Here is a 21446-nt window from a genome sequence, read left to right as displayed (position 1 = left end):
CAACTGGTTAAAATGCTAAATAAAACAATTAGTAACATTCGCAACATATATTATTTGTTTAAATAGTTTTTTTGAAATTCTACTTTATCAGATTCGACAATTTTTGCCTCCGGAGGACTTTGATCAAAACTTTTTTTTGCAATTCCAAATTTGACACTCCCCTTTAATACAAATGTAGCGATTACTCCCCCAAATTCTGCCACAGGCATTACATACACCCCTTCTTTATCGGCACCCGCTTCCAATCCTCCGGTGACACTTGCTTTACCAGTTATCCCAGCTTCCAATTCTGCTTCAAAACTTCCTGAAACAAACTTCCCAGTAGAGCCTTTGGCGGAAAGTTCTACTTCTACACTAATCTCACCATTAATTTGTATTTTTCCTGTTGTCTCTTCAGGAGTTAATGTGTTAATTTCTAGTTTCCCATCAATTTTGATTTCTCCGTTAAACCTTATTTCGAACAAAATTTCAACGTATTCTTTTGCATTGTCCCTTATGAATCGAACGATTTTCTCTACAGCCGGCGAGCCTACGTTAGCAAGGGTTGAAATCAAATCGATAGTAAATGTAGCTCCTATCAATGGATTAGCTGAAGCCCCCACGGTAACCATGGTAGCTACTTTGTGTGCAAAATCAGGAGTTTCGCTATCCATCTCTTTTAGATACCATTGTGCGGAAATTGCAATGGCGGGAGATTTAACTTCAAATTCAAAGGGAAGGTTTCCTCGTAGCTGAGTTGTAATACCATCAACAATACCCTTGACCTTTAGAAACATCTTCAATGTCTTTCGGATATTCTCCATGAATTTATCCCCAATCTCAACAGCATCGCCTTTGTCCCATTGGGCTTTTAGAGACCAACCAAAGGACTGGGCCATTTCCCCCTCTTCTTTGGCCCATTCCGCATCTATGGCAGCACCTATTGCTTTTTTTCTGTCGACGCTATGCTTTGGAAGCCCTTTGCTAAAACCATATGCAAAGGGGGCATCATGGTTCCATTGAAATTCTAAGGTCCATTTAATATCGGAATATACATGTACTGGTACATGTTTTTTGTAGCTACAGGTATCAAAATAGAAGTCATATTTACGGTACAACCTTTTTCCTTTAGGCCATATATAATGTAAAGGAGCCAAATGATTTTCGCTAAGATTACAAATGACATCATGTTTTATTGTGTTACCTCCTTGTAAAACCACGTCTTCTTTTGTGATAATATTGTCATTGTTCTTATAGCTGACGACTATTTTTTCATCGAGATGTTCAGTAATACTACTGAGGCATTTTCCGACTTCAAGTCCTTCTGCTTTTATGGTTATATTATTAATGTTTTTATTAGAACCTGAAACCATTTCATATGGCTCTGGATTTATCACCGTTTTGTTCTGATCAAAATAGATATAATCTCTATTTGTTTTTTTCTTTTTAATAATCAATGAAGTGAACTTGCAGGGGTTGTACCTCAGTATACTATGCTCAACTCGCCCAATAGAAACCGGTACAGCACTCCCTTTTTCAGATTTTCTGTCGGCAATCTTATTCTGAATATCAATATAATTAGACCTCAAGCTTTCTTTCTTTCCCGTTTTTGGGTCTGTATAGCTGATTATTGGAGTTAATCGTAAATAATCGTTAAAAGTTTGTTCTGCAAGATTGAACAATTTATTTCTCCAAATACTTTTTATTGGAACATTTAAAATAAGTTTTCCTAAGTAGGTAATATCGCTTACAGAATCAATAATCGTTCCTTCTTCATCTTCTTCAAAATCTATATGTAACAATTCACCATTTAGCCCCTCGGTTTCGATGTGTAATTGGAGCATGTCTCCAAACTTCGCTTCGGCATATCCTAGTTCCGCCCCATTATTATCGTCTTGATACTTTTTCCAAGTTACATTGGTGATTTTAGGGTCACATTGACCTGATACATAGAAACCTGAGGGTAGTTTGTTTTCAGGGTAAGAGTGAAAGGCTTCTATCCAATTAAGGGCACTGCCACATAGTTTTTTCTTTAGGACGGCTCTAACTCCCCTACCTTTAATGCCTACAGCATCATCCTTGGTGAATATTCTGTTCTTGTCACTCAGGGTATGCCATATCCAGCTTTCTTTTCCTTTCCTAAAGGATGGTGTTTGTGCGTAATAACCGTCATCAGGTACAAAGACATCTAGATACATGCCATCCTCCTTGCTTCCCATTAATATGTGGTAAGGACTATGTAGAGATCCGGTTTTTGCTTCGACCCCGTTTGACTCTTTGGCAACTATTCTTTTTACTCCAGTAATATGCTGTTTCTTACTTTTCATTTAGATTAATTCAATACCATCGTAATCCTCGTTCCTATATTTTGCGGTTCCCAAATTGACCATGGGGTTTAATTGACTATGTATGTCTTCATCCGCATCTTCCAAGGTGGAAGCTGGGATGCTTATCGTCTGTCCATGGTTAAATATCGTTATTGTACCACCGCCTGCACTGCATTGTGCAGTACTTGTGTCCAAAAGAGGCTTTCCTCCATTGGGAAGTTCTATGTTTTCATAAAAGCCGGACCATTCTAAATTGGCGGCACACGGCATTGAAGAAGGAGTGCCGGGTTTACAAGTGGTAAAATTTACAGAAGCTACTGTTTTTTCTAAATCTGTGGCAATAAGTTTTTGTGTGCCTTGGTCGTCGTTGATGTAATATTTTTGTTGAGTTATTACCTCCATGGGAAGGGATGGTACCCCGGGAGCCATAGTGCAATTACAGATAGCACCTTTGCACACCAATATTCCGTTTTTTTCTGGTTTTGCCATAATTTGTTCTTTTTCTATTAGATTTCAAAAGCTTCCATTCGAAAACTTCTCCCTTTGCCATATGGCAGCTCTATGAAGCAATCTGAAATAATGGACTTTATAATTTTTGAATTCTTATCTAATTGAAATGTCGCTTCTATACGACCATTTTTATTTTCATTGGAAGGTGTTACCGGAATATCTTTTAAGGTAACTAAATCATAGGCACTGCGTTCCTCATTTAAAAAACCTTCCATTCTTAATGTAATAGAACCATAATTACTAATCTCGTGGTTTATTTTTAATTCGGACAAAAAGCAAACCGGTAGGGTGTTGGGCAATATGGGTACTTTGATTTCTGCTTCCGTCATGTTGGTCAGCATACCATATGTTTGGTATATCGGAGCTAAATAAAAACAAAGAAAAATGTCTTGTTCTATTGCTTTGTTCAACAAAGTGTCATCTTGAATATTGTTGTCTGTAGTTTTTAAATACCAGTCTACCAGTTCATGTGCAAACCTGTTTTTTAAGATTTTTCTTTTTTCATTCCAATTTGCCCTAATTATATCACTATTTATAATTCGTTTTCTTTTCTGTTTCCATCCTATTTCCAATTGCATAGGATAGAGGGCCAAATTACATTCTGTAGCTATGACATCTAAGTTTTTATGTGGTTTTTGATCATTAATTCGTACGTTTTTCTTGTCAAAATTGTACAGCCATAAGAACATGTCTGTTTTTTGGGCATTTATCTCTATTTCATAGGTTATGAGCCCTTTTTCCTTACCCTTGTCGTCGTTGAATTTAATTAGGACGCCATATTTCCTTTTGAAATTTGAGGGTTCGATTTTTAAGTAATTGTCAATTCCTAAATTGACCTTTTCTTTATTGTTTTTCAAAAGAAGTAAGGATTAAAATAATTTTACCTTTTCATTGCTTTGTACATCAACAGATTTTTGAGAAAATAAAGTCAAATTTTTGGATGTACTGTTCACGGAGATTTCGTCAGCAGTTTCTTCTAATTTTTTAGCATTGATCATAATTTCGTTGTCGATAATATCATTTTTGTTTTTGGCCATGGTATTGACGGTTTCTCCAGCACTAGCACTAATATTTCTACTTGCTCCGGCCGTAATATCTTCCTGTGCGTCTAATTGTATATTTTTAGCTGAAAATTTTATGGTTTCCTTGGCGGTAAGCGTAACGTTATTTTCTGCATTAACATTTACATTGTTATTCGCATTGATGGTAATGTCGTTACTCGCCGTATCGATCTGAAAAATATTCTCATTCTTATCCTTGATCGTAATGCTCTCCCCACCGTCGGTATCGTTGAGCTCTATGATATGCCCGCTACGGGTCTTGATGGCCTTGATGTTGTTGTCGGCATCGGCCAGGCCGCTTTTGGCACTGCTGTTAAAGCCGGCACTGAGTACAAAGGGCTTTTCGGGGTTGTCGGCCTCGAAACCGACCAAGACCTCTTCTTCCTTTTCGGGGATGAAGTAAAAGCCCTTGTCGCTACCGGAGTAGGGGGTGGCCATCTTTATCCAGGGTGTACTGGTACCCATGGGCCTCTGCCAGGGGAACTGCACCTTGATACGTCCGAGTCCTTCCGGATCGGCATTGTCGAGCACCCAGCCCCTTTGCGCGCCCGATCGGGGAGCGGCAAAACTGTTGGAGTAGGGCAGGTGTTCGGTGCCCTCGGGCACGCCCTCGAACTCGTTGCGGTAATGTCCGCTATGGTCGAACCTGTGTACGACCTTGGTGATATCATAGGAACCGTAGGGGTCCTTTTTGCCCTGGTCGGAAAAATTGAGCCCTTCCAAGGTGAGGGTATCGCCGACGCGAAGGCCCACGAGCTCCGAAGTGCCCGAGGCCAATATCATACTGGCCGCCTTTCCCATGGCGTTGACCTTTGTGGCGGTATCTACGCCGCTTTGCGCACTGTATTCGTGCTGGCCTACGCTCCAATCATAGGAACTTCTCTTGGCGAAAACGTTTTGCGATTCGCCCTTTATCCGGTCTTGGTAGGGGTGTGACGAGCTTGGGGCGAAGGCCGATGCATCGGCTTCCAGATCGGTGTCGTTGACCCAGTCCCTGGCCTTAAGTCCGAAGGACTGCTCCCTGAGCACGGTGGAAAGGTTAAAGCCCTGTACATCTTGTCCGTAAATGCCGTGCACCTGTTTGTCCCCGGTCCTGCCCACGCAGAAATCGGTGCCGTTATGGTAGATCCAGGCCCCATAGCGGCTGCAGAGCCGTTGAAGGAAGGCCAGGTCGCTCTCGTTATATTGTACGGTATAGGGCAGGCTTACGTCGGTGCCCTTGCCGATGGAAAGTTTTACATGTTCGGTGGAATGTCCGTTCACGGTATCGGTAGCCACCTGAGATAGGGGCGTACCCTCTTCGTAGCTAAGGCACTGGACGGAATTGGCCAAGAGGGCCGCCGGCCCATGGCCCGACAGTACGATGGTACCTGCGGCATCGGCCCCCTTTTGGAGGTCTACCGAGGTGACCACGCCCTTGAATTCCATTTGGTTTTCGTTGATGCCGATGGTGATCTTCTTGCCCACATAGGCCAGGGCATTGTCCATCAAGGCGCCCGCGTAGCCTTCGGTGGCATTGGAAGGGAAGGCGATACGGAAGGCGCTGTGCCCTCCAATGGACTGTTCTACGGTAACGCTATAGCCCGAATTGGGCAAGAATTCCTCTCCTCCTACAAGGAGTTTGCTGTTTACTATTTTGGACATAAGGCAGTGTTTACGGAGGTTAAAGTAATAATAACATTAAAAGCGTACAAAATAACACTTGTTTTTTCGTTAAACTGCAAGTTGCTTTTTCTTACAAAAAAATCAAGTTGAGGTATAAAAAACACGGAAGGGCAATACATTGGCCGAACGCGTTTTAATGCCTATCAACAATTCTTTTTTCAGATGTTCCCAATCATCTTCACTATAATTGGTCTCGCTATTTTGGGTAATATATATATCGGTCGTAGGGGTGTAGCCCACAGAATTGTCACGGGAAACCATGACGCCTTTTTTGATGCTTACCTTTGTAATACTATCCTTAAAAATCGCATAGCAATGTTGAACGATATCTTGTCGGGTTATTATTCTTCCCCTAGAGAGAATGTGTTCGCGGTAGGCGTAGATTTTTTCACTTGGGGACGGCTCGTCGTGCCCTCCCAAGGTACCCGTGATCAAGACCAATGATTCGGGTTTAAAGGCCGTTCCCGAATATTGGTGCAGCTTGCTGTAGGGGTTGATCTTGTTGGCCTTTTCACCTGAGGTGGTCCAATAATCGGCATAAATAATGGTGTCCCTATTTTTGTTGATACTGTTCTTGTTAATGATCAAATAAGGAATTTTATTTTTCTTAAAACCGCGGAGTTCTATTTGTTGTTCTATGCGGGAAACGATCTGTTTCAGGTCTTTTAAATTCGAATTGATAAAGTCGTCCCCCATGGCCGAGAAGGCCACGCTGTCTTCTTTTAAAAGGTCTAAGGTGTAGTTCAATAGTTCGGAGGCATCGCGCTCGTCAAAACGGCTGACCCCTCCAAAACGCAAGTAGGCCTGGGGCCTTACCTCGTCTTTTTTGTCCCTGTTATGTACATAATACTTATTGCCGGTATCGCCCTCCACATGGCTGACATCCAAAAAGAAATCATTTTCCGATTCCATGGGGATAATATTGAAATACGACTGTAAACGCCTACTGGTGCTATGGGTCTTTTTATTCAATATGGGAAAACAGTTGATATGGCAATGCAGGTTTTCCAACATTGGGGTGGAAACCACGGAAGAAAAGGAAATTTTGATCCATAGAAGCGGCTCTTGGAACATGGCGATATCTTTTTCCGATAAAAACTCCTTGAAAATTTCCGGATGTGGCTTCAAGTTATCGGCCAAGGGCACTTGGCCCTCAATGGTGTAAAAATGGTCTTCGTAATACTGCCTTACGTAATCTTCATAAAACTGTATCTTACTTTGTATACCTTCATTGATATAGGCACTATAATCGTCCCTAACGGCCTCTTTTTGAGGGAATCCCTTGGTAACTTCCAAAGCCATACCGTTTACGGACCATTCGGCAATGCCCAAGTGGTGTACCAATAGTTCTTTGTTCGAGAAATTGAGGAGGTCAAAGTAACATAAAAGCTCCTTTAATTCCTTTAGGTCTTTACCGGGCTGGATCCCTAGGTATATGGCGGATGATTCCGGGGCACCGGAGAAATCGCCTTTCGTGAGCCACGGCGCACTTCTTTGATTTCCGTAGGATACGATCTTGTCGGGATAGGCAATATATTTCAGTTCACAATTGTTCAGGGTAAAATCGCCCGAAGGACAGAAGAAAAAATCGGTAAACCCTTCCCTGCCATTGAAATTGTTGAACAAGGGCATTCTTTTTCTATTGAAGAATTGGGTTTTTCCGTTGATTTCTATTTGCGAATCCAAGGGTAGGGCGTGCATGACGGCATGGGCCGGTTTGGCCGTTACCGATATTTCCGGTGTTAAAAGATCTACCAAGCGCTCGGTAATCTTGGTTCGGCTGGTCTTTATGGTTTCCGATATGCGTTCGAACTCATGCGAACAAGCATCGAAAAGGATGCCGACGATGGGATCGAATGAATATTCAATTTCCATTTCATCGACCCCCCAAGTGTCAGCGGCCCTGCGGATTAGACGATCTTTAATTTCCTCTTTGGATAGACTTTTCACACGTATATTTTTTTAATTTACCTATTGATCATCAATGTTTGTACGACAAGGGAGCCAAGTAATAATCCCCTGTAAATGAAAAGGGCTCATCGGTTTTTATAATGGTCCCCTTAATAGTGATATATAGATATTTTTTGAGTCTTACTTTGTTGGTGTTGGAAGACAGGCTTTCCATGAGCTCAACGTTCAAATCGATATTCGAAAGGCGTTTTTCGTAGGTTTCAATCTGATTTTTCAGCGATTTTTTGATGCGTTCCTTAAGGACGTTGGCATTTATCAAAAGATCGAAATCGGTTTCCCATATTTCACTACCAAAAGCTTCATCAAACGTATACTCCTCGAAATAGGTCGTAATGATCACGCTAATAAACTGGGAGATAGAGTCGCGCATACCGATTTTCTTGAGCTCTTTCTTCTCGAAAAAACGCTTAAAATCAAAAGGTGCCTGATAATAGGGTTTTGCCATTCTAGATTTGTTTATTCTGTTCGCAGTTTGCTTTTGACCTGCTATTTCTTCATTTTACTAACTACTTAATACTTAGTACTGACTACTAACCACTAACCACTAACCACTAACCACTAACTACTTAGTACTTAGTACTGACTACTTAATACTTAATACTGACCACTAACCACTCGCTCTTCCATATCATTCAACAACGGAAAAAACTACCTCCTTATTTTTCATTTCCACTTTTACGGTCTGTGGCGCCTTGATTTCTCCGGAGATGATCATTTTCGATAGGGGTCTTTTCAGTTTGTTCCGGATGACCGCTTTAAGTGGTCGAACCCCGTAAGTAGGGGAGAAGCCGTCTAATGATAGGTGCTCTTTTGTCTCCTTGTCTATTTCAAGGGTAATACCCAAGCGTTCGGTAAGTACCAATAATTCCTTCATTAAATGAAGGTCGAAAATGGTAGGGGCGTTCTTTTCCGAGATGGGTGCAAAAGGGACGATCTCTGTAATACGTCCTAAAAATTCCGGTCTAAAATAAGAGGCCATTATTTCGAGCAGCTCGTCCGATTTTGGAACGGAGCCCCCTTCGAAGGCCTTGCTTATAAATTCGGAGCCTATATTTGAGGTAAAGAGAATTACCGCATTTGAAAAATCGCCTACCTTGCCTAAACGGTCGCTGAGTTTGCCTTCGTCCAATATTTGGAGAAATACGTCGAATACCGACTGGTGGGCTTTTTCAATTTCATCGAATAAGACAATGGAATAGGGTTTCTGCCTGATCTTATTGACCAAGACCCCGCCTTCTTCATAGCCGACATAGCCCGGAGGCGCACCGTATAACAAGGCTGCAGAGTGCTCTTCCTTAAATTCTGACATGTCAAAACGAATGATCGCACTTTCGTCGTTGAAAAGAAATTCTGCCAATGATTTCGCCAATTCCGTTTTTCCCGTTCCCGTGGGTCCGGAAAAGAAGAAAGAGCCGATAGGTTGTCCGGCTTTTGAAAGTCCTGAACGCGATTCTATAATAGCTTCGGTAACGGTTTTAATGGCATTGTCTTGGCCGATGACCCTTTTCTTAAGGGTGTCCTCCATATCCATCAAACGTTCTTTTTCCTTGGTCTGTACCTTGCCTGCGGGTATTCCCGTAATACTCGAAACCATGGCGGCCAGATCTTCTTCGAGTACGGCTTCACGGGGTGTTTTCGAGTGCGCGTCAATAGCGCTTATGATATTCTTAAGGTAAGTGGATTTTTCGTTATAGGAAGGAAATCCGAAGGCGTCTTCGGTGTCGAATTTCCCGAGTACGATAGGGCTTAATTTATTCCTTAAGGCCATATAGACCCAGTCGATTTCTTGAATGTTCTCGGCTTCGTCGCGTTCTTCGGCTTTTTCCTCAATGGCTTCCATCCTTGCCTTTAATTCCTCAAGGTCGTTGGGAAGGGACTGCTCCGATACATTGGCCGCAGCCATGGTCCGGTCCAATAAGTCTAGGGCGGAATCGGGCAGGCTTTTTTCCTTTAAATACCTTTTGGACAATCGTATCGCTTCGCGAAGGGTATCTTCGGTAAGTTGCAACTCGTGATGGTCGGTATAGGTTTGGCCGATACTTTGTAGGATCCTAAAGGCCATTTCGTTATCGGGCTCTTCCAAGGTGACGGATTCAAACCTCCTGTTGAGCGCATCGTCGTTGCTGATATATTTTCTGTAATTGTCAGAGTTGGTCGCCCCTACAAGAATGACTTCGCCTTTGTTCAGCTCAGACTTGATGACGTTCAAAATTCCTTGGCTCGATGAGGCATCCTGTAGAAGAAAATGGAAATCGTCTATAAAGACAATAGGTTTTACAAGTGCCTTGGCTTCATCAAAAATGTTTTGCAGGCGGTCTTCGACCTCCCCTTTATATGAAGCACCGGAGAGCAATAGGGCCGTATCGATTTCAAAAAGATGGGCGTCCTTTAGGTTTTCAACGATTTTTCCGCCGACAATCTCCCTTGCCAAATTTTGGGCCAAAACACTTTTGCCTACACCCGATTCCCCTTGAATGATCACATTCGGCTTGTTTTTACGGCTGAGGATCTCAATAATTTTCTTTAGTTCCCTATCGCGGTTTACGATATGGTCGTACGAGCCTTCGCGGGCCGGTTCCAATAGGTCTTTTGCGTACTTGTATAATACGCCGTCAGATTTGGGAGGGGTGCTTCCCGGGGCGGTTTTTGTATTGACCGTCCCCGATTTGTCGGTTTTTCTTTGGCTTATAAGGTCGTCGAGCAATTGGTTACTGCTCAGGGGTATTGACTTTAGCTGGTCAAAGGTAAAGCCTACGCCGGGCGTAATGGCGGCGATAAAGATGCAGATCAGGTCGGGTTCCTCCTTGTTGAGTTTCTGTTGTATGTCTTCGGCTTCGTTAAAGACAAGTTGTGCTTCCGGACTTGCCTTAAGGTCGCCCGATCGGCTGGTGCGTTTTGGGTATTCCTCTAAACGAACCTCGGCCCATTCCTCGATAAAATACACATCTACGTTCTTGTTATGCAAAAAACGTAAGAGCGATAAATCGCGATGAAGGGTGGCTTTGACCAGATGTGCAGGTCCGAAACTATCGTGTTGGTATTCATCGGCAATTTGAGTGGCGATGTGTATGGCCTTTTCCAATTCAGTATTCATAGGTCGGTTAATTTCTGTTCAAACGTTGAGAAAGGCTCAATGCCGTATTTAACTTGTTGATTTCTTTTTCGTATTCCTCAATCTGCTCGTTCAGGTCTTCAATATCCATTCTGGCACTTTCTACCTGTTTTAGGTCCCTCTTGGCATCGACCAGTTTTTTATAGGTGAGGATGAGGTTTTCGTACATGCCCCTGTCGTCTAGGGAGTCTTTCGGGATGTCACTTTTTAGGTCGATAAGATCAGCGTTGATCGATTGCTCCAAAAAGAAATAACCGTCCTTGGCACCGTCTAGGGAATCAATTTGTTTGTCGATATCTTCCAATGCCGTCATGAATTGTTTTTGGTATAAAAATTCATAGCGTATTCTCTGGTTTTCGGCACGGAGTACCTCGTTTTCTTTCCAAGGTAATTTATAGCTAAAGAAAAAAGCCGTAAAAAGAATGCCTACCGAGATGGCGAACATCAGTAAGAAAAGCAGAAAAGAAGAGATGCGTTCGTTTTTATTAAGTACTTCCATATTTCAATATTTATTCGGCCAAAAATGAAGTGCCCCTAGATTTTCTAGGCTTTTCCTCTACAATGTTTTCGTTAACAAAGATGCCCATATCCCTACGCTTACCGATATAATCGACTTGGGTGAGAACGGTGAGCAACCTGTCGATGGTCTGCATAAAGACGTTGATTACCTGAAGGTTTTCGTTAACGTCGTTATGATTGTACTGTAGGTTGATGACGTCAGTGAACAATTTTTCATAGTCCCCTCCCTTAAGGTCTGTCCATTCCCCAAAATAATTGAAGAGCTGTTCTTTGTTTTCAGGAGACGATATATCTACGGATCCTTTGAATATCCGAGCAAAACTTACAAGGATTTGCAACAATTCCCTAGGATGCATGTCGTGTTCTTCCCACTTCACCTTGGTAATCTGTTGGGCAAGGTATACGTAAATCTTGTCGACCACTAATTTCATGGCATCGGCAATGGGGTTGTCACTTTGTTTTGACATGATTTTCTGAACGATCAAAATGGCATTGCGCTCGGTCATTTTTAGGAAGCTCTCCGATTCGTTGTAAAAATGAATCAAACTTTCGTGTGCCCCAAGGGTAGTGCAGGGAGGAATGTAGTCGGTGGCCACTGATAATCCCTTGCCTTCTTTTTCGATTTTGGCAATGGGTAATTGGTTGCCGGTCAAGCCCGATTTTTCTAGGTCGGACGCACTAACAAAGGAGAAAAAATACCCGTGTGTAAGGTAGGGAAGCCTTGGGGGGACTTCAGCGGGGTCTTGATTGCCAAAAGGAATAGGGTTTGCCGTGTCGATATTGATCAAGACGAAACCTTCCTCCAGTGTTTTGTCGGCCAGCTCGGCCACTACGATCTCTTCCTTGACATCGGGAGTGTTTTCGGTGATCTCGATACGGTTGCCATTGGGGGTGACGGCCCTTAATCTATTGAATGAAACCTTTAAGCTCTTGTGAATATCAAGGTTTATGGCGTATTCGTTGTTGCCAAAGAGATGCGAGGCAAGAAATCCGTGTCCGTATTTCCCCATGCGTACAACAAAGGCATCTTTTATACTGTTTTCAGCAAAGTTTTGAAGGCTTTGAAAATGCTCTTTTGAGATTTTCATTCCATCTACCCAATTGATCTTGAAATTTTTGATATCTTCTATCATGTGTCTTATTTTAAATACGTTGGCAAACGACTGTATCGCTATCTTTTAGGTTGTTTTCTTCCACGGTGCGTTCCGGGTCTATATGTTTTGATGTCCCATACCATTTAGGTTTACTGTAAAAGTACCATCCATGGGGGTCTCCTGTATCGGAGGTAACTTCAATTTTGGTCGTTGTTTTCTTGTTGTTGTAATCATTGATAAAGAAATAGAACAATCTTCCGAAGTCCATATCTTTTGGCGCCTTCGCCTTGAAACTGGTCATATTCGGTGAATTGGCATTCTTGTAGAACATAAAATTCAGAACGATCATGTTGTTGAGCTCGTAATGCTTTGGCGCATCGTACTTATTGCCCATGGGGTAATACCATTTGGTAAATAGTTTTGCGGGAATGGAAATGGAATATTCATATAGGATGAAAAAGCTGGTAGGGAATACATAGGCAGCAATGACCAAAAAGTAGTAAGGCAAGTACTGCAGGTCGTTAAAATGTGCGGCTATCATTATAATAGGAACCATTAATACCAATCCGGAAATTATGGCGAACACCAATTCCTTAAGCTTTTGGTGGGTGTCGAATTTTTCAAAGATGCTTCTGTGAAAGAAGACATTGGCCACCCCCATGATGGTGGCAAAACCGAGCATTGAAAAATACCGTAATAGTAAAGATGACTGCTTCAGGTTATATATGATGGCCACGAAGAGTGCCATAACCACTATATTGGCCGCTAGGTAGACATAGTATTTTTTGCGCCTGGTTTTAAACCCGGGGGTTTTTGAACCCAAGAAATGAAGAACCAGGGCCACTACCACCAAAACAATGGCAAAGGGCATTATAGATTCAAAACTTATGAATTTTCTAAAGTAACTTTTGATCATGGGGTGTTAAATTGTTGCCGATATTCCAAGTCTACCTGAATAGGCGTCCTCGGTCATTATAAATCTTGTTTTACGCTTAGGTAGCCTGAAGTTGATTTCAAAATCACTTTCATGGGGCAAGGTATGTTCCAAAAAGAAATTGACGACAGCCGTTATTTTCCCGTCAGGCAGGTAATCCTCTATGTTTTCAGGGCGGCTAATGTTGTTCATTGTAAAAATATATTTAGGCAGAAAGGTCTTTTGTTTTCCCGAGGTCGCCATATTCACGCCAAGTTGCCATGGTTCGTTCGTAACAGGTAGGCCTGCGGTAGCAAAATCTTTCTCGATCAAGATCTCTTCTTCTATGATATTTTCAAGTATCTTTTTTAACAACGGAATATTTCCGGCTATTTTATACATGAACGGCATAGTTTTTAAAATTTTTGCCGCCATACGTTTCGGAATCCTTTCGTCTATTTTCCATAAATCCATTAAAAAGTCAACCAATTTGGGACTTCCCAAGGCTGTTAGGATTTCGTTTTCGGCAGATTCGATATCGACACGATGAAGAAAGAACTCGGTTTCCAAGGGTTTGAAAAACTTCAAGGCATTCTCCTGTTCAATTTTTCTGCCATGGTAATCCGCCACCATGGTATTTACAAAAGGAGTACTAATATAGGTGGAATGAAAGAAACGTTCGGGCAAAACATTGTAAAAGCTACGTCGACTTAGGTGAACGTTCAGGGTATCATCATTATAACGGTCTTTTTCAATACGGGTGATATCTTTACTAAAGCGACGCTTAAAAAAGTCGCTGAGCGAAAGATCGACCTGGGTATCTTCCTCAATATAGGAAAGTAGGGTTTCCGCCTTTAGGTCAAAATCCAAATTGAATACCTCTTGGCGTATGTCGTTTTCGGGGAAATCTTTCATTTATTGAATGTTTAATAACCTGGCGGAGGCTACATATTTATCTTGCCAATATGGATTGTTAAGATCGACGATCTCTACACCATGTGGCGAGTTTGAGCCCGTAAATTTACCGTTTTGTAAATAAATACCCACATGTGAGACCACACGATCTTCATTACGGAGCCGAAAAAAGAGCAAATCGCCCTCTTTTAGGTATTTCTGGTTTTTAAAATGTGATTCGGGGTCCAAATAAAACTGCTGTATTGAGGTTCTTGGAAGCTCGCTGCCGTACGCCTTACGGTAAATAGCTTGCACATAGGCCGAACAATCTACCCCGTTTTTCGATTCCCCTCCCCAATCGTAGGGGGTGCCGAGCCATTCCTTAATGGCCGCATATAGCTTTTCGTTTTGGATCGATTCTTCGCTCACTTGTAATAATTGAGCGAATTTTTTTTTCTCTTCGGCAGATAAATAGCCCATACCGGTAGGCTTTTTTATTACTTTAGCCGTAGTTTTTTGAACAGGCTTCTTGTTCTCCGATTGGCGTTTGTATTTTTCCATTTCACGCTTATAATAGGAGTAATCCTCATTTTGCAACGTTTTTCTCGAACAAGAAATCGATAACACAATAACTAAGATAAATACAAGTTTTAATTTCATCGAATGAATAGTACTTTTAGATACATAAACCATAACCGAAAATTAGATATTAATTATGATTCATAAAAGGATTAAAACCCACTTTGACAAAAACGTATTTATCTCTTTTTTAGTATTGGTGATTTTTGGTCTTGGGCTTTTATCATTTAGATTGAACAGTAAGGTAGACTGTAGCAATGTTGATTTTGAAATGATTGCCGAATCTTATACCACTGCCGATTTGATCGAATTTAAAAGTATAGACCCATCGGGCGTGGAGTGGGAGTGGGATTTTGGAAAAGATATTCCTAAAAAATACAGGTCTAATGTGGTGCATCAGTTCACCAAGGAAGGTACTTATACGGTATCCTTAAAAATGAACGGTCAATGCGGGGTGACAAAACAGATTGAAATTTCAAAACCGAAGGACCTGATCGTTCCTGAACTGATTCCTAATATAATTCTTCCCGAATACGTAAGGGTCGGCCAAGAAGTTGAATTCTCGAACGATTCGGAATTTGCCGAGTCGTGGCAATGGAGCTTTGGGGAGTCGATGACCATTGATGGCAACAATCGCAAAGAGAAGTATGTCTATAAGAGTCCCGGGGAAAAAACCGTTCTATTGGTCGTGAATGGCGATAGGCGTCATGAAGCCAAGCAGCGGATTACCGTTTTGCCGGAAAAGAAAAGTAGAAAAAGAAGGGCAAGCATAACCCGTGTAGATCCTATTGAAACGGTTCTTCAAGATCAGATAAGGGATAAACCCAAGGCCGAAGATAAGGCTGCTGCGGATGCGGAACAAAGGAAAAAGGAAGAAGTTGCCAATAGAATAGAAGTGTCAAACGATGATATGCAGCAAATGTTTATTTCCTATTCCGGTAGGAACCTTGATGATATTTCCATTCGAAAATACTTCTGTTATAGTAATATACCTGTTTTCAATAAAACAGGCAACCGGTTTACGGTGAGCCAGTTTTTTAAGGAAATAAGGGATGTGAACAAACTAGAGATCAAGAGTATAAAAATGATCAAGGATAAGAAAACAGGTTGCGTAAAAAGTATGACCATCGATATGCGAACCAAAAAAGGCTTGTTCTGGAAGACCTTTTAAAGGGATGCACGGTTTTTGAAAGTAATCGTTCCCCTTACATTTTTTATGTCAAAAATGTTTCAAGTTAAGTTTTATAGGAAAACAACTACTTTAAATGTATGTTTTGATTTTTAATTTTAAAGTGTTTTCGTAATGTCGATAAAAGAATTTTACGAACATTTTAATCAAAAAATCAATAAGGGGGAGATTTTGTTCTGGTACTGATTATTACTGGTGTTCCCCGTGTTTTAATACGCTTTTTCGAGGTTTTATGATTTGGTATTTCGTCGAAAAAAATTGCAAGTTTTAGTGATAGTCAATAGTTTAGCAGCGTTCTTATGTAACGTTACTTAATTATTAATCAGGTATTATTTACCAAAAAATTATTTATTATGGCTTTTAAAGCAAAATTGAAAGTTGCGGGAAAAGAGTTTACCGTTTTACACTGTTCTTATGATTTAAACCAAGAAGTTGATCCAACAGGAAGACCTTCTTCTGTTACCCGTGGTGGCAGAATCAACATGACTGTTGAATCAAATGGGGAAACCGGTTTTTTTGAATGGATGACCAACAACTTTGAAAGAAAAGACGGAAGTATTGTCTTTATTAAGCGTGATACTGACGCAACTTTAAAAGAAGTTAAATTCAAGGAAGGTTATTTGATCAAGTACAAAGAAAACTTTGATGCTACCGGTCAGAACCCATTAACTGAATCATTTACTATTTCTGCCAAGGAATTGGCCAGTGGTGGTGGTGAACATGTCAATGAATGGGTATAACCATATACGGACTTTTATTTATAAAAGGGGGCAATCTTATGCCTCCTTTTTACGTTTAATTGTGTATATATTGTACGTATAACTATTTTTTATTTAAATTTAGAAAATAAAATTATAATTTATGGCTATAGGTAATCTAGGTATAGGTGGTAATGAGGTAAAAGGCGACGCAAACGAGGCCTTGACCGAAATACCACAGAATAGAACTTTAATTGTAGGTAAGTTGACCCCAAATGCTCCGGTAAAGCCCGAGGCTATTGAAGGACTTAGGACAATTGAAGATGCTTTTGAGCATTTTGAACCTAAACTGAATATCCCGTTCGAGGATAAAGACGGTGGCGTTTTTAATGAGGAACTTTCGTTCACCAACTTAGGTGATTTTGGTAAAAAGGGAATTACAAATAACAGTGTGTTTTTAAAAGAGTTGGAAATTGAAAGTGATCAATACAAAAAGATCATCAAGCAATTGAAGACCAACAAAATTTTAAAAGCGGCATTGGAAGACCCTGAAGCCAAACAATCATTGGTTGAGACTATTGATGCGCTTATCGAGGAAATCAAAAATGCCAAATAACCTTATTCTATTCCACATATGTCCGATAAACTAAAACAGTCACAACTAAGTGACAAACCTTTCATTGAGCAAATCAAGGAAAAATCAGATAACCTTGCCAAATACGGTGGGTTTGATTTATTAGAATCTGCTATTGATGATGTTCAGAACCTAAACCCCGATCGTAAGGCACGTAGAAAAATGTTCCTTACCGAAAACAATAAAAAACAAGAGCGGGAGTCGCTTTTGAAAATTTTATCGCTTTGGTCGGATACCTTGAAATCAGGGGATGATATCATAGGCTTGGTACAAGCTGCCGATGATAAGGCTCAAGAATCACAAAAAACATACACCAAAAATATTAAAACGGCACTGGAAGAGACTCGAGAATTGGAGACCTCTTACCGTTCTGTTGCCCTATTTTATAAAAACACCGATTTACCTTCATTGAAGAACGTAACCGTGGTCAATGCCGAATTGGACCAATTGACCGATTTGGACAATACACGTTTCTTTGATTACATACGTGAAGAATTGGTGTCTAAATATGACCGTTTAGACCTAAGGGAGAACTATTCGCTTATGGTGCTTCCAGGTTATCTAGGTTCAAAATCGGTTGTGGATAAATGGGCAAAATTGGCCCATGAAAACAAAGTGACCTTGGTTACCGATTTTGCGCATTTAGATGAACCGGACGATGTGATGGAAATGTTCGAAAGTGCCAACTTGGCCAGTGGCGATGCTTATTTGTCCAATACGATCATGACCTGTAACTGGTTGGTCGGTAGAGGTAAGTATGATGAGGTAGGTGAAGAAGAAGATGTACATGTACCGCCCTCTGGAGCCTTGGCGGGAAAAATATACAAGACCTTAATGTCACAGGTTACCGCTGGTAAAAAGCACGGTGGACTAAGTGAAGTTGATGGAGTGCGTTTTGACCTTCGGAAAAGTGAGATTGCCAATTTAGAAAACTTAGGATTGGTACCTATGGTAAATGAATATGGCAAAGTAATGGCCTTTTCGGCCAAAACCTTGTTCAATGGTGACAACCTAGGGCTACAGACCTATTCCGTAGTACGTGTTTTCGATTATGTGACCAAAGTGTTGATGGACTTCCTTAACAGAAGGGCCTTTGAAAACTTCGATGCACGAACCAGAAAGGAAATACAAAACCAAATCGTTCGCTTTTTGGATGAAATTACTGGTCCCGGTAAATTGATCGAGAATTTTGAGATCCGTCGTTTCGAACAGGATATTAATCAAAAGGACCGTATTTATTTAGACGTGCGTTTAAAACCTTATTTCCCGGCCAAAAACTTCTTGATTAAGATGGACGGTCAAAAAGGTGATGAGGGTGCCGAATGGGATACCGATTACCAACAAAGTTAATAACCCGTTTTTAAAGTTCTAAAACACATAAACCCCTACAACTATGTCTTTTTTAGCAAAACTCATTATTGATGGGCAGGACTACAACGTCTTGCACTGTACCTATAATTTTGAACAACCTATGGATTCTACGGGCAAACCTGCCGGGAAACCATTGGGTGGTCAAATCATGATTACCTTGGAATCCCAGGGAAAATTCGATCTGTTCCATTGGATGTCTTCTTCAGATCAAACGAAGGACGGAACGATTATCTTCTATAAGCGCGACGCCATGTCGCAATTGCAACGGGTGGAGTTTACCAAGGCCTATTGTGTTAGCCTTGAGGAAGAATTTGACGCCATCGATGATGTGCCTATGCAAAAGCGCATCGTTATTTCGGCACAGAGCATTAAAATCGGTGATATGGTCTTTCAGAATCGTTGGGGGGAGTAGTACAGTTATGGATGCCAATTCTTTAAAAGCTAAAAAGCAAAGGTTAAAGCTCGAGATCAATAAATCTTTGACCCGGGTACGCTTATCCAAGAATGGAAAGTTGACCTTGGCCGACAAGCAGAGAATTAAAAATGCTGCGGCTAATGGTCTTCAGCGTTTTGTGAAAGCCGAGTTGAAAAGAACTACTACAAAAACTTATGACTGGTATTTTACAAAAACAGAAAATGACCGGATTCAAGTAGGAACACCTCTTAGGAATAACCTTGGTTATAATCGATATTTTATTATTGATTATGTTGAAGTCCCTATAAATACTCAATACTCTTATACTTCTTATTGTACTTATGAAAGGGTTAGGGAATTTAGTATTTCAAGTAAGGAAATATCTGATATCATATCGGGGTCTAAACGGTTGTTCAATAGGATGTTGACGGTGACCGTAAGTGAGAAAGAAGATGCAAAAATATATGCAGCGTTTGACAATGTTGATGAAAAAAAGATAATAAGCGTTACTATTGGTGTTCCTGTGGCTGTTATTGGAACTGCAAACACCTTACCTTTCATTATTGCTGAAGGACAATTAATAGCAGGGTCTGGTTCATATCTTAAGAGTACGATAATTGGTAGTGGTGCTGGGCTCAGCTTAGAAAGCAGTGTTAGTAGTTCATTAACTTCAATAGCTGCCGATGCTACTTCTCAATATGTTGGGAATGGGTTTGATTTTAAAGAGGTAGATCCATTAAAGGCTACAATGTCAGGAGTTTTTAAGGTAAACGCTTCTTCCGTATTATTAAAATCTTCCGTAAGTTCTAGGAGTGATTATGGTTACGTTCCACAATTAAATAGTTTTGGTGAAACTGCTATTAATTTTTCATTTGGTATGTTGGGTAGAAATAGTATAAATCAAAATATTAGTTCTTTAGGGCTTTCAGAATTTAATAAAAGTATGGGAGGGTATTTAGAAAACATTCTGAAAATGGGAGCTAATAGTACTAAAACTGCTATTGTTGTTGAAGTTAAAAAAGAAATGGAAAAATGATGGATTGGTTAAATTCCAAAAAACCGGTGAAATTACTGCTGGTATTAGCCATTTGTTTTTTTTCATTTAAATATTTTCGCACAATTTATCATTTCAAATTTTACTCAACTTATACTATCGGAAAATGTACTTCCATTGAACACCAAAATGCATCCACTTATGCAGACTTTATTTTTTTTGTTGAAGGTCGTCAATATGATGGCTCAACTAAGTTGAAAGAGGTAAATAGTATTTGGGTCAACAAATACTTCAAGGTAAGATACTCAAGTAAAAAACCTGAAATAAATGAGATACTTTTAGACGAAATGATTACCGACCCCAAGGCCGTTGAAGCGGCGGGCTTCAAGCTAAAAAGCAAAATAGAATAGTATATGTTCTTTTTATGTTTATGATTCTACTACATTCAGTTTTAGCGTAAAAAAATAATCTAATATTTGGTACGTTCTAAATTAAAGTGTCCCGTATGAAAAACAATTTGATCACCATAGCATCCTATGTACCGGTCATTATTTATATAGTCTATTCTTCTTTGACAAGAGAGCCCAACAGTGGCATAAATTGGATTGAAGTTGTAACGGCAGGACTTTTAGGTGGTGTAGGTACTGCAATCGGGAACAGAATGAAGAACAAAAATTTATAGATAAAACTTCAGCGTTTTATTAAAGGAAAGAGTGTATGTCATGGTTCAATGGTTCGGACTAGGTAACTATTAGCTGATATGTCAAATATAGCGAGTAGTGAAAAATGAGGGGCCAAAAGTGTTGGTTACGTTTTATAATGTGGATAAAAAAAAGCAGCTATGAGGTTTATATTAATGATCGTCCTTTTGATTTCTGCTATTTCTTGTAAAGAAAAAGCTTTTTCGCAAGAGATGTCTACAGAATTCTGTAAAGGCATTAAGCAGCTAGATTTATCAAATAGTTCAGCTGAAAATATCTTGAAGGATATGACGCAACTTGGTTTAGATTTAAGAAACAACAATCCGGATAAAGTTAAGTCTATAAGAAATCAGATTGCCCAACAAATAGGAACGGACGATGAAATGGAGGTAGCATATGCTTTTGCAGTAAAATTTACCGGTGATCTAATGGAAAACTGTCCCGAATATCTAACGGCAGTTAGAAAAATTTTGCCTCAAAAAATAGACTCAAATGCAACTGTAGGCTATGTGTCAGGTAAGGTCGAATCTTTTCTAAAAGAGTGGCAAAATGAGCCTTTGGACAAGAAGTATGAAATGGCTACGGATTCGATAATTACATATTTAGGCTTCTGTGCTAATTACAGTGAGAATTACCCAAATTTGAGTTATGGAGATTTATCACCTCAAAACGATGTACATATATATCTTTTGCACAATTCAGATGATTATCTAAAAGCTTTCCTTGTCAATACTCAATTAAAAGGCATGGGATATAAGGCTGTAGAATTCCCGAGGTTACCTGAAATTACTATTAAAGGATTTGAGTAATTCTTTTTTAA

The 21446-nt window shown here is 40.4% G+C and carries 21 protein-coding genes; 9 read left to right on the top strand and 12 right to left on the bottom strand.

The window, feature by feature from the left end; translation table 11 throughout:
* Positions 1-50: 50 nt before the first annotated feature.
* The 12 genes from ZOBGAL_RS01920 to ZOBGAL_RS22520 all read right to left on the bottom strand — a co-directional run bounded on the left by ZOBGAL_RS01920 (position 51) and on the right by ZOBGAL_RS22520 (position 14606).
* Positions 51-2306, bottom strand: a complete 2256-nt coding sequence (locus tag ZOBGAL_RS01920) for a hypothetical protein (protein ID WP_013991797.1) — start codon at positions 2304-2306, stop codon at positions 51-53.
* Positions 2307-2795: a DUF4280 domain-containing protein gene (locus ZOBGAL_RS01915; protein ID WP_013991796.1), complete on the bottom strand. Its 489-nt coding sequence runs from the start codon at positions 2793-2795 to the stop codon at positions 2307-2309. It abuts the gene before it with no gap.
* A gap of 17 nt (positions 2796-2812) precedes the next feature.
* Positions 2813-3673 carry a hypothetical protein gene (locus tag ZOBGAL_RS01910; protein WP_013991795.1) on the bottom strand — a complete coding sequence of 287 codons (861 nt, stop codon included), beginning with the start codon at positions 3671-3673 and terminating at the stop codon, positions 2813-2815.
* A gap of 12 nt (positions 3674-3685) precedes the next feature.
* A complete protein-coding gene (locus ZOBGAL_RS01905; RefSeq protein ID WP_013991794.1) occupies positions 3686-5521 on the bottom strand; it encodes a type VI secretion system Vgr family protein in 1836 nt (611 codons plus the stop codon).
* Between the two features lie 102 nt (positions 5522-5623).
* The gene (locus tag ZOBGAL_RS01900) at positions 5624-7492 is read right to left on the bottom strand and encodes a type VI secretion system baseplate subunit TssF (protein WP_013991793.1); all 1869 of its coding nucleotides are present in this window, start codon (positions 7490-7492) and stop codon (positions 5624-5626) included.
* Positions 7493-7523: 31 nt separating this feature from the next.
* Positions 7524-7958, bottom strand: a complete 435-nt coding sequence (locus ZOBGAL_RS01895) for a GPW/gp25 family protein (protein ID WP_013991792.1) — start codon at positions 7956-7958, stop codon at positions 7524-7526.
* Positions 7959-8141: 183 nt separating this feature from the next.
* Complete coding sequence (locus ZOBGAL_RS01890) at positions 8142-10607, bottom strand: ATP-dependent Clp protease ATP-binding subunit (RefSeq protein WP_013991791.1); 2466 nt, start codon at positions 10605-10607, stop codon at positions 8142-8144.
* A gap of 7 nt (positions 10608-10614) precedes the next feature.
* Entirely contained in the window at positions 10615-11124 is a 510-nt protein-coding gene (locus ZOBGAL_RS01885) for a type VI secretion system transmembrane protein TssO (RefSeq protein WP_013991790.1), read from the bottom strand.
* A 10-nt stretch (positions 11125-11134) separates the two neighbouring features.
* Positions 11135-12277 (bottom strand): hypothetical protein, encoded by a 1143-nt coding sequence (locus ZOBGAL_RS01880; RefSeq protein ID WP_013991789.1) that lies wholly within the window; start codon positions 12275-12277, stop codon positions 11135-11137.
* A 10-nt stretch (positions 12278-12287) separates the two neighbouring features.
* Entirely contained in the window at positions 12288-13154 is an 867-nt protein-coding gene (locus tag ZOBGAL_RS22530) for a TssN family type VI secretion system protein (protein ID WP_013991788.1), read from the bottom strand.
* 6 nt (positions 13155-13160) lie between these two features.
* Positions 13161-14066, bottom strand: a complete 906-nt coding sequence (locus ZOBGAL_RS22525; RefSeq protein WP_013991787.1) for a hypothetical protein — start codon at positions 14064-14066, stop codon at positions 13161-13163.
* Positions 14067-14606, bottom strand: a complete 540-nt coding sequence (locus tag ZOBGAL_RS22520) for a C40 family peptidase (RefSeq protein WP_158499707.1) — start codon at positions 14604-14606, stop codon at positions 14067-14069. It lies immediately after the preceding gene.
* Between the two features lie 154 nt (positions 14607-14760).
* On the opposite strand from ZOBGAL_RS22520, the gene ZOBGAL_RS01860 reads away from it, so the two are divergent.
* The 9 genes from ZOBGAL_RS01860 to ZOBGAL_RS01825 all read left to right on the top strand — a co-directional run bounded on the left by ZOBGAL_RS01860 (position 14761) and on the right by ZOBGAL_RS01825 (position 21435).
* Positions 14761-15795 (top strand): PKD domain-containing protein, encoded by a 1035-nt coding sequence (locus tag ZOBGAL_RS01860; RefSeq protein WP_013991785.1) that lies wholly within the window; start codon positions 14761-14763, stop codon positions 15793-15795.
* Between the two features lie 371 nt (positions 15796-16166).
* Positions 16167-16553 carry a type VI secretion system tube protein TssD gene (tssD, locus tag ZOBGAL_RS01855; RefSeq protein ID WP_013991784.1) on the top strand — a complete coding sequence of 129 codons (387 nt, stop codon included), beginning with the start codon at positions 16167-16169 and terminating at the stop codon, positions 16551-16553.
* 121 nt (positions 16554-16674) lie between these two features.
* Positions 16675-17127, top strand: coding sequence for a hypothetical protein (locus tag ZOBGAL_RS01850; RefSeq protein ID WP_013991783.1), 453 nt, complete (start codon positions 16675-16677; stop codon positions 17125-17127).
* 18 nt (positions 17128-17145) lie between these two features.
* Positions 17146-18495 (top strand): DUF5458 family protein, encoded by a 1350-nt coding sequence (locus tag ZOBGAL_RS01845; protein WP_013991782.1) that lies wholly within the window; start codon positions 17146-17148, stop codon positions 18493-18495.
* 43 nt (positions 18496-18538) lie between these two features.
* Positions 18539-18928 carry a type VI secretion system tube protein TssD gene (tssD, locus tag ZOBGAL_RS01840; RefSeq protein ID WP_013991781.1) on the top strand — a complete coding sequence of 130 codons (390 nt, stop codon included), beginning with the start codon at positions 18539-18541 and terminating at the stop codon, positions 18926-18928.
* Positions 18929-18935: 7 nt separating this feature from the next.
* Positions 18936-19967: a hypothetical protein gene (locus tag ZOBGAL_RS01835; protein WP_013991780.1), complete on the top strand. Its 1032-nt coding sequence runs from the start codon at positions 18936-18938 to the stop codon at positions 19965-19967.
* Positions 19964-20335 carry a hypothetical protein gene (locus ZOBGAL_RS01830; protein WP_013991779.1) on the top strand — a complete coding sequence of 124 codons (372 nt, stop codon included), beginning with the start codon at positions 19964-19966 and terminating at the stop codon, positions 20333-20335. The genes ZOBGAL_RS01835 and ZOBGAL_RS01830 overlap by 4 nt, the downstream gene beginning before the upstream one ends.
* 95 nt (positions 20336-20430) lie before the next feature.
* On the top strand, positions 20431-20607 hold the full coding sequence (locus ZOBGAL_RS23475) for a hypothetical protein (RefSeq protein ID WP_013991778.1): 177 nt from the start codon (positions 20431-20433) through the stop codon (positions 20605-20607).
* Between the two features lie 159 nt (positions 20608-20766).
* Positions 20767-21435, top strand: coding sequence for a hypothetical protein (locus ZOBGAL_RS01825; RefSeq protein WP_046287288.1), 669 nt, complete (start codon positions 20767-20769; stop codon positions 21433-21435).
* Positions 21436-21446 lie beyond the last annotated feature (11 nt).

Origin of the sequence: Zobellia galactanivorans, assembly GCF_000973105.1 — a bacterium.
Lineage (GTDB): Bacteria > Bacteroidota > Bacteroidia > Flavobacteriales > Flavobacteriaceae > Zobellia > Zobellia galactanivorans.
The sequence above is the reverse complement of the archived record's forward strand: the minus strand, read 5'-3'. Positions and strand labels throughout refer to the sequence as shown.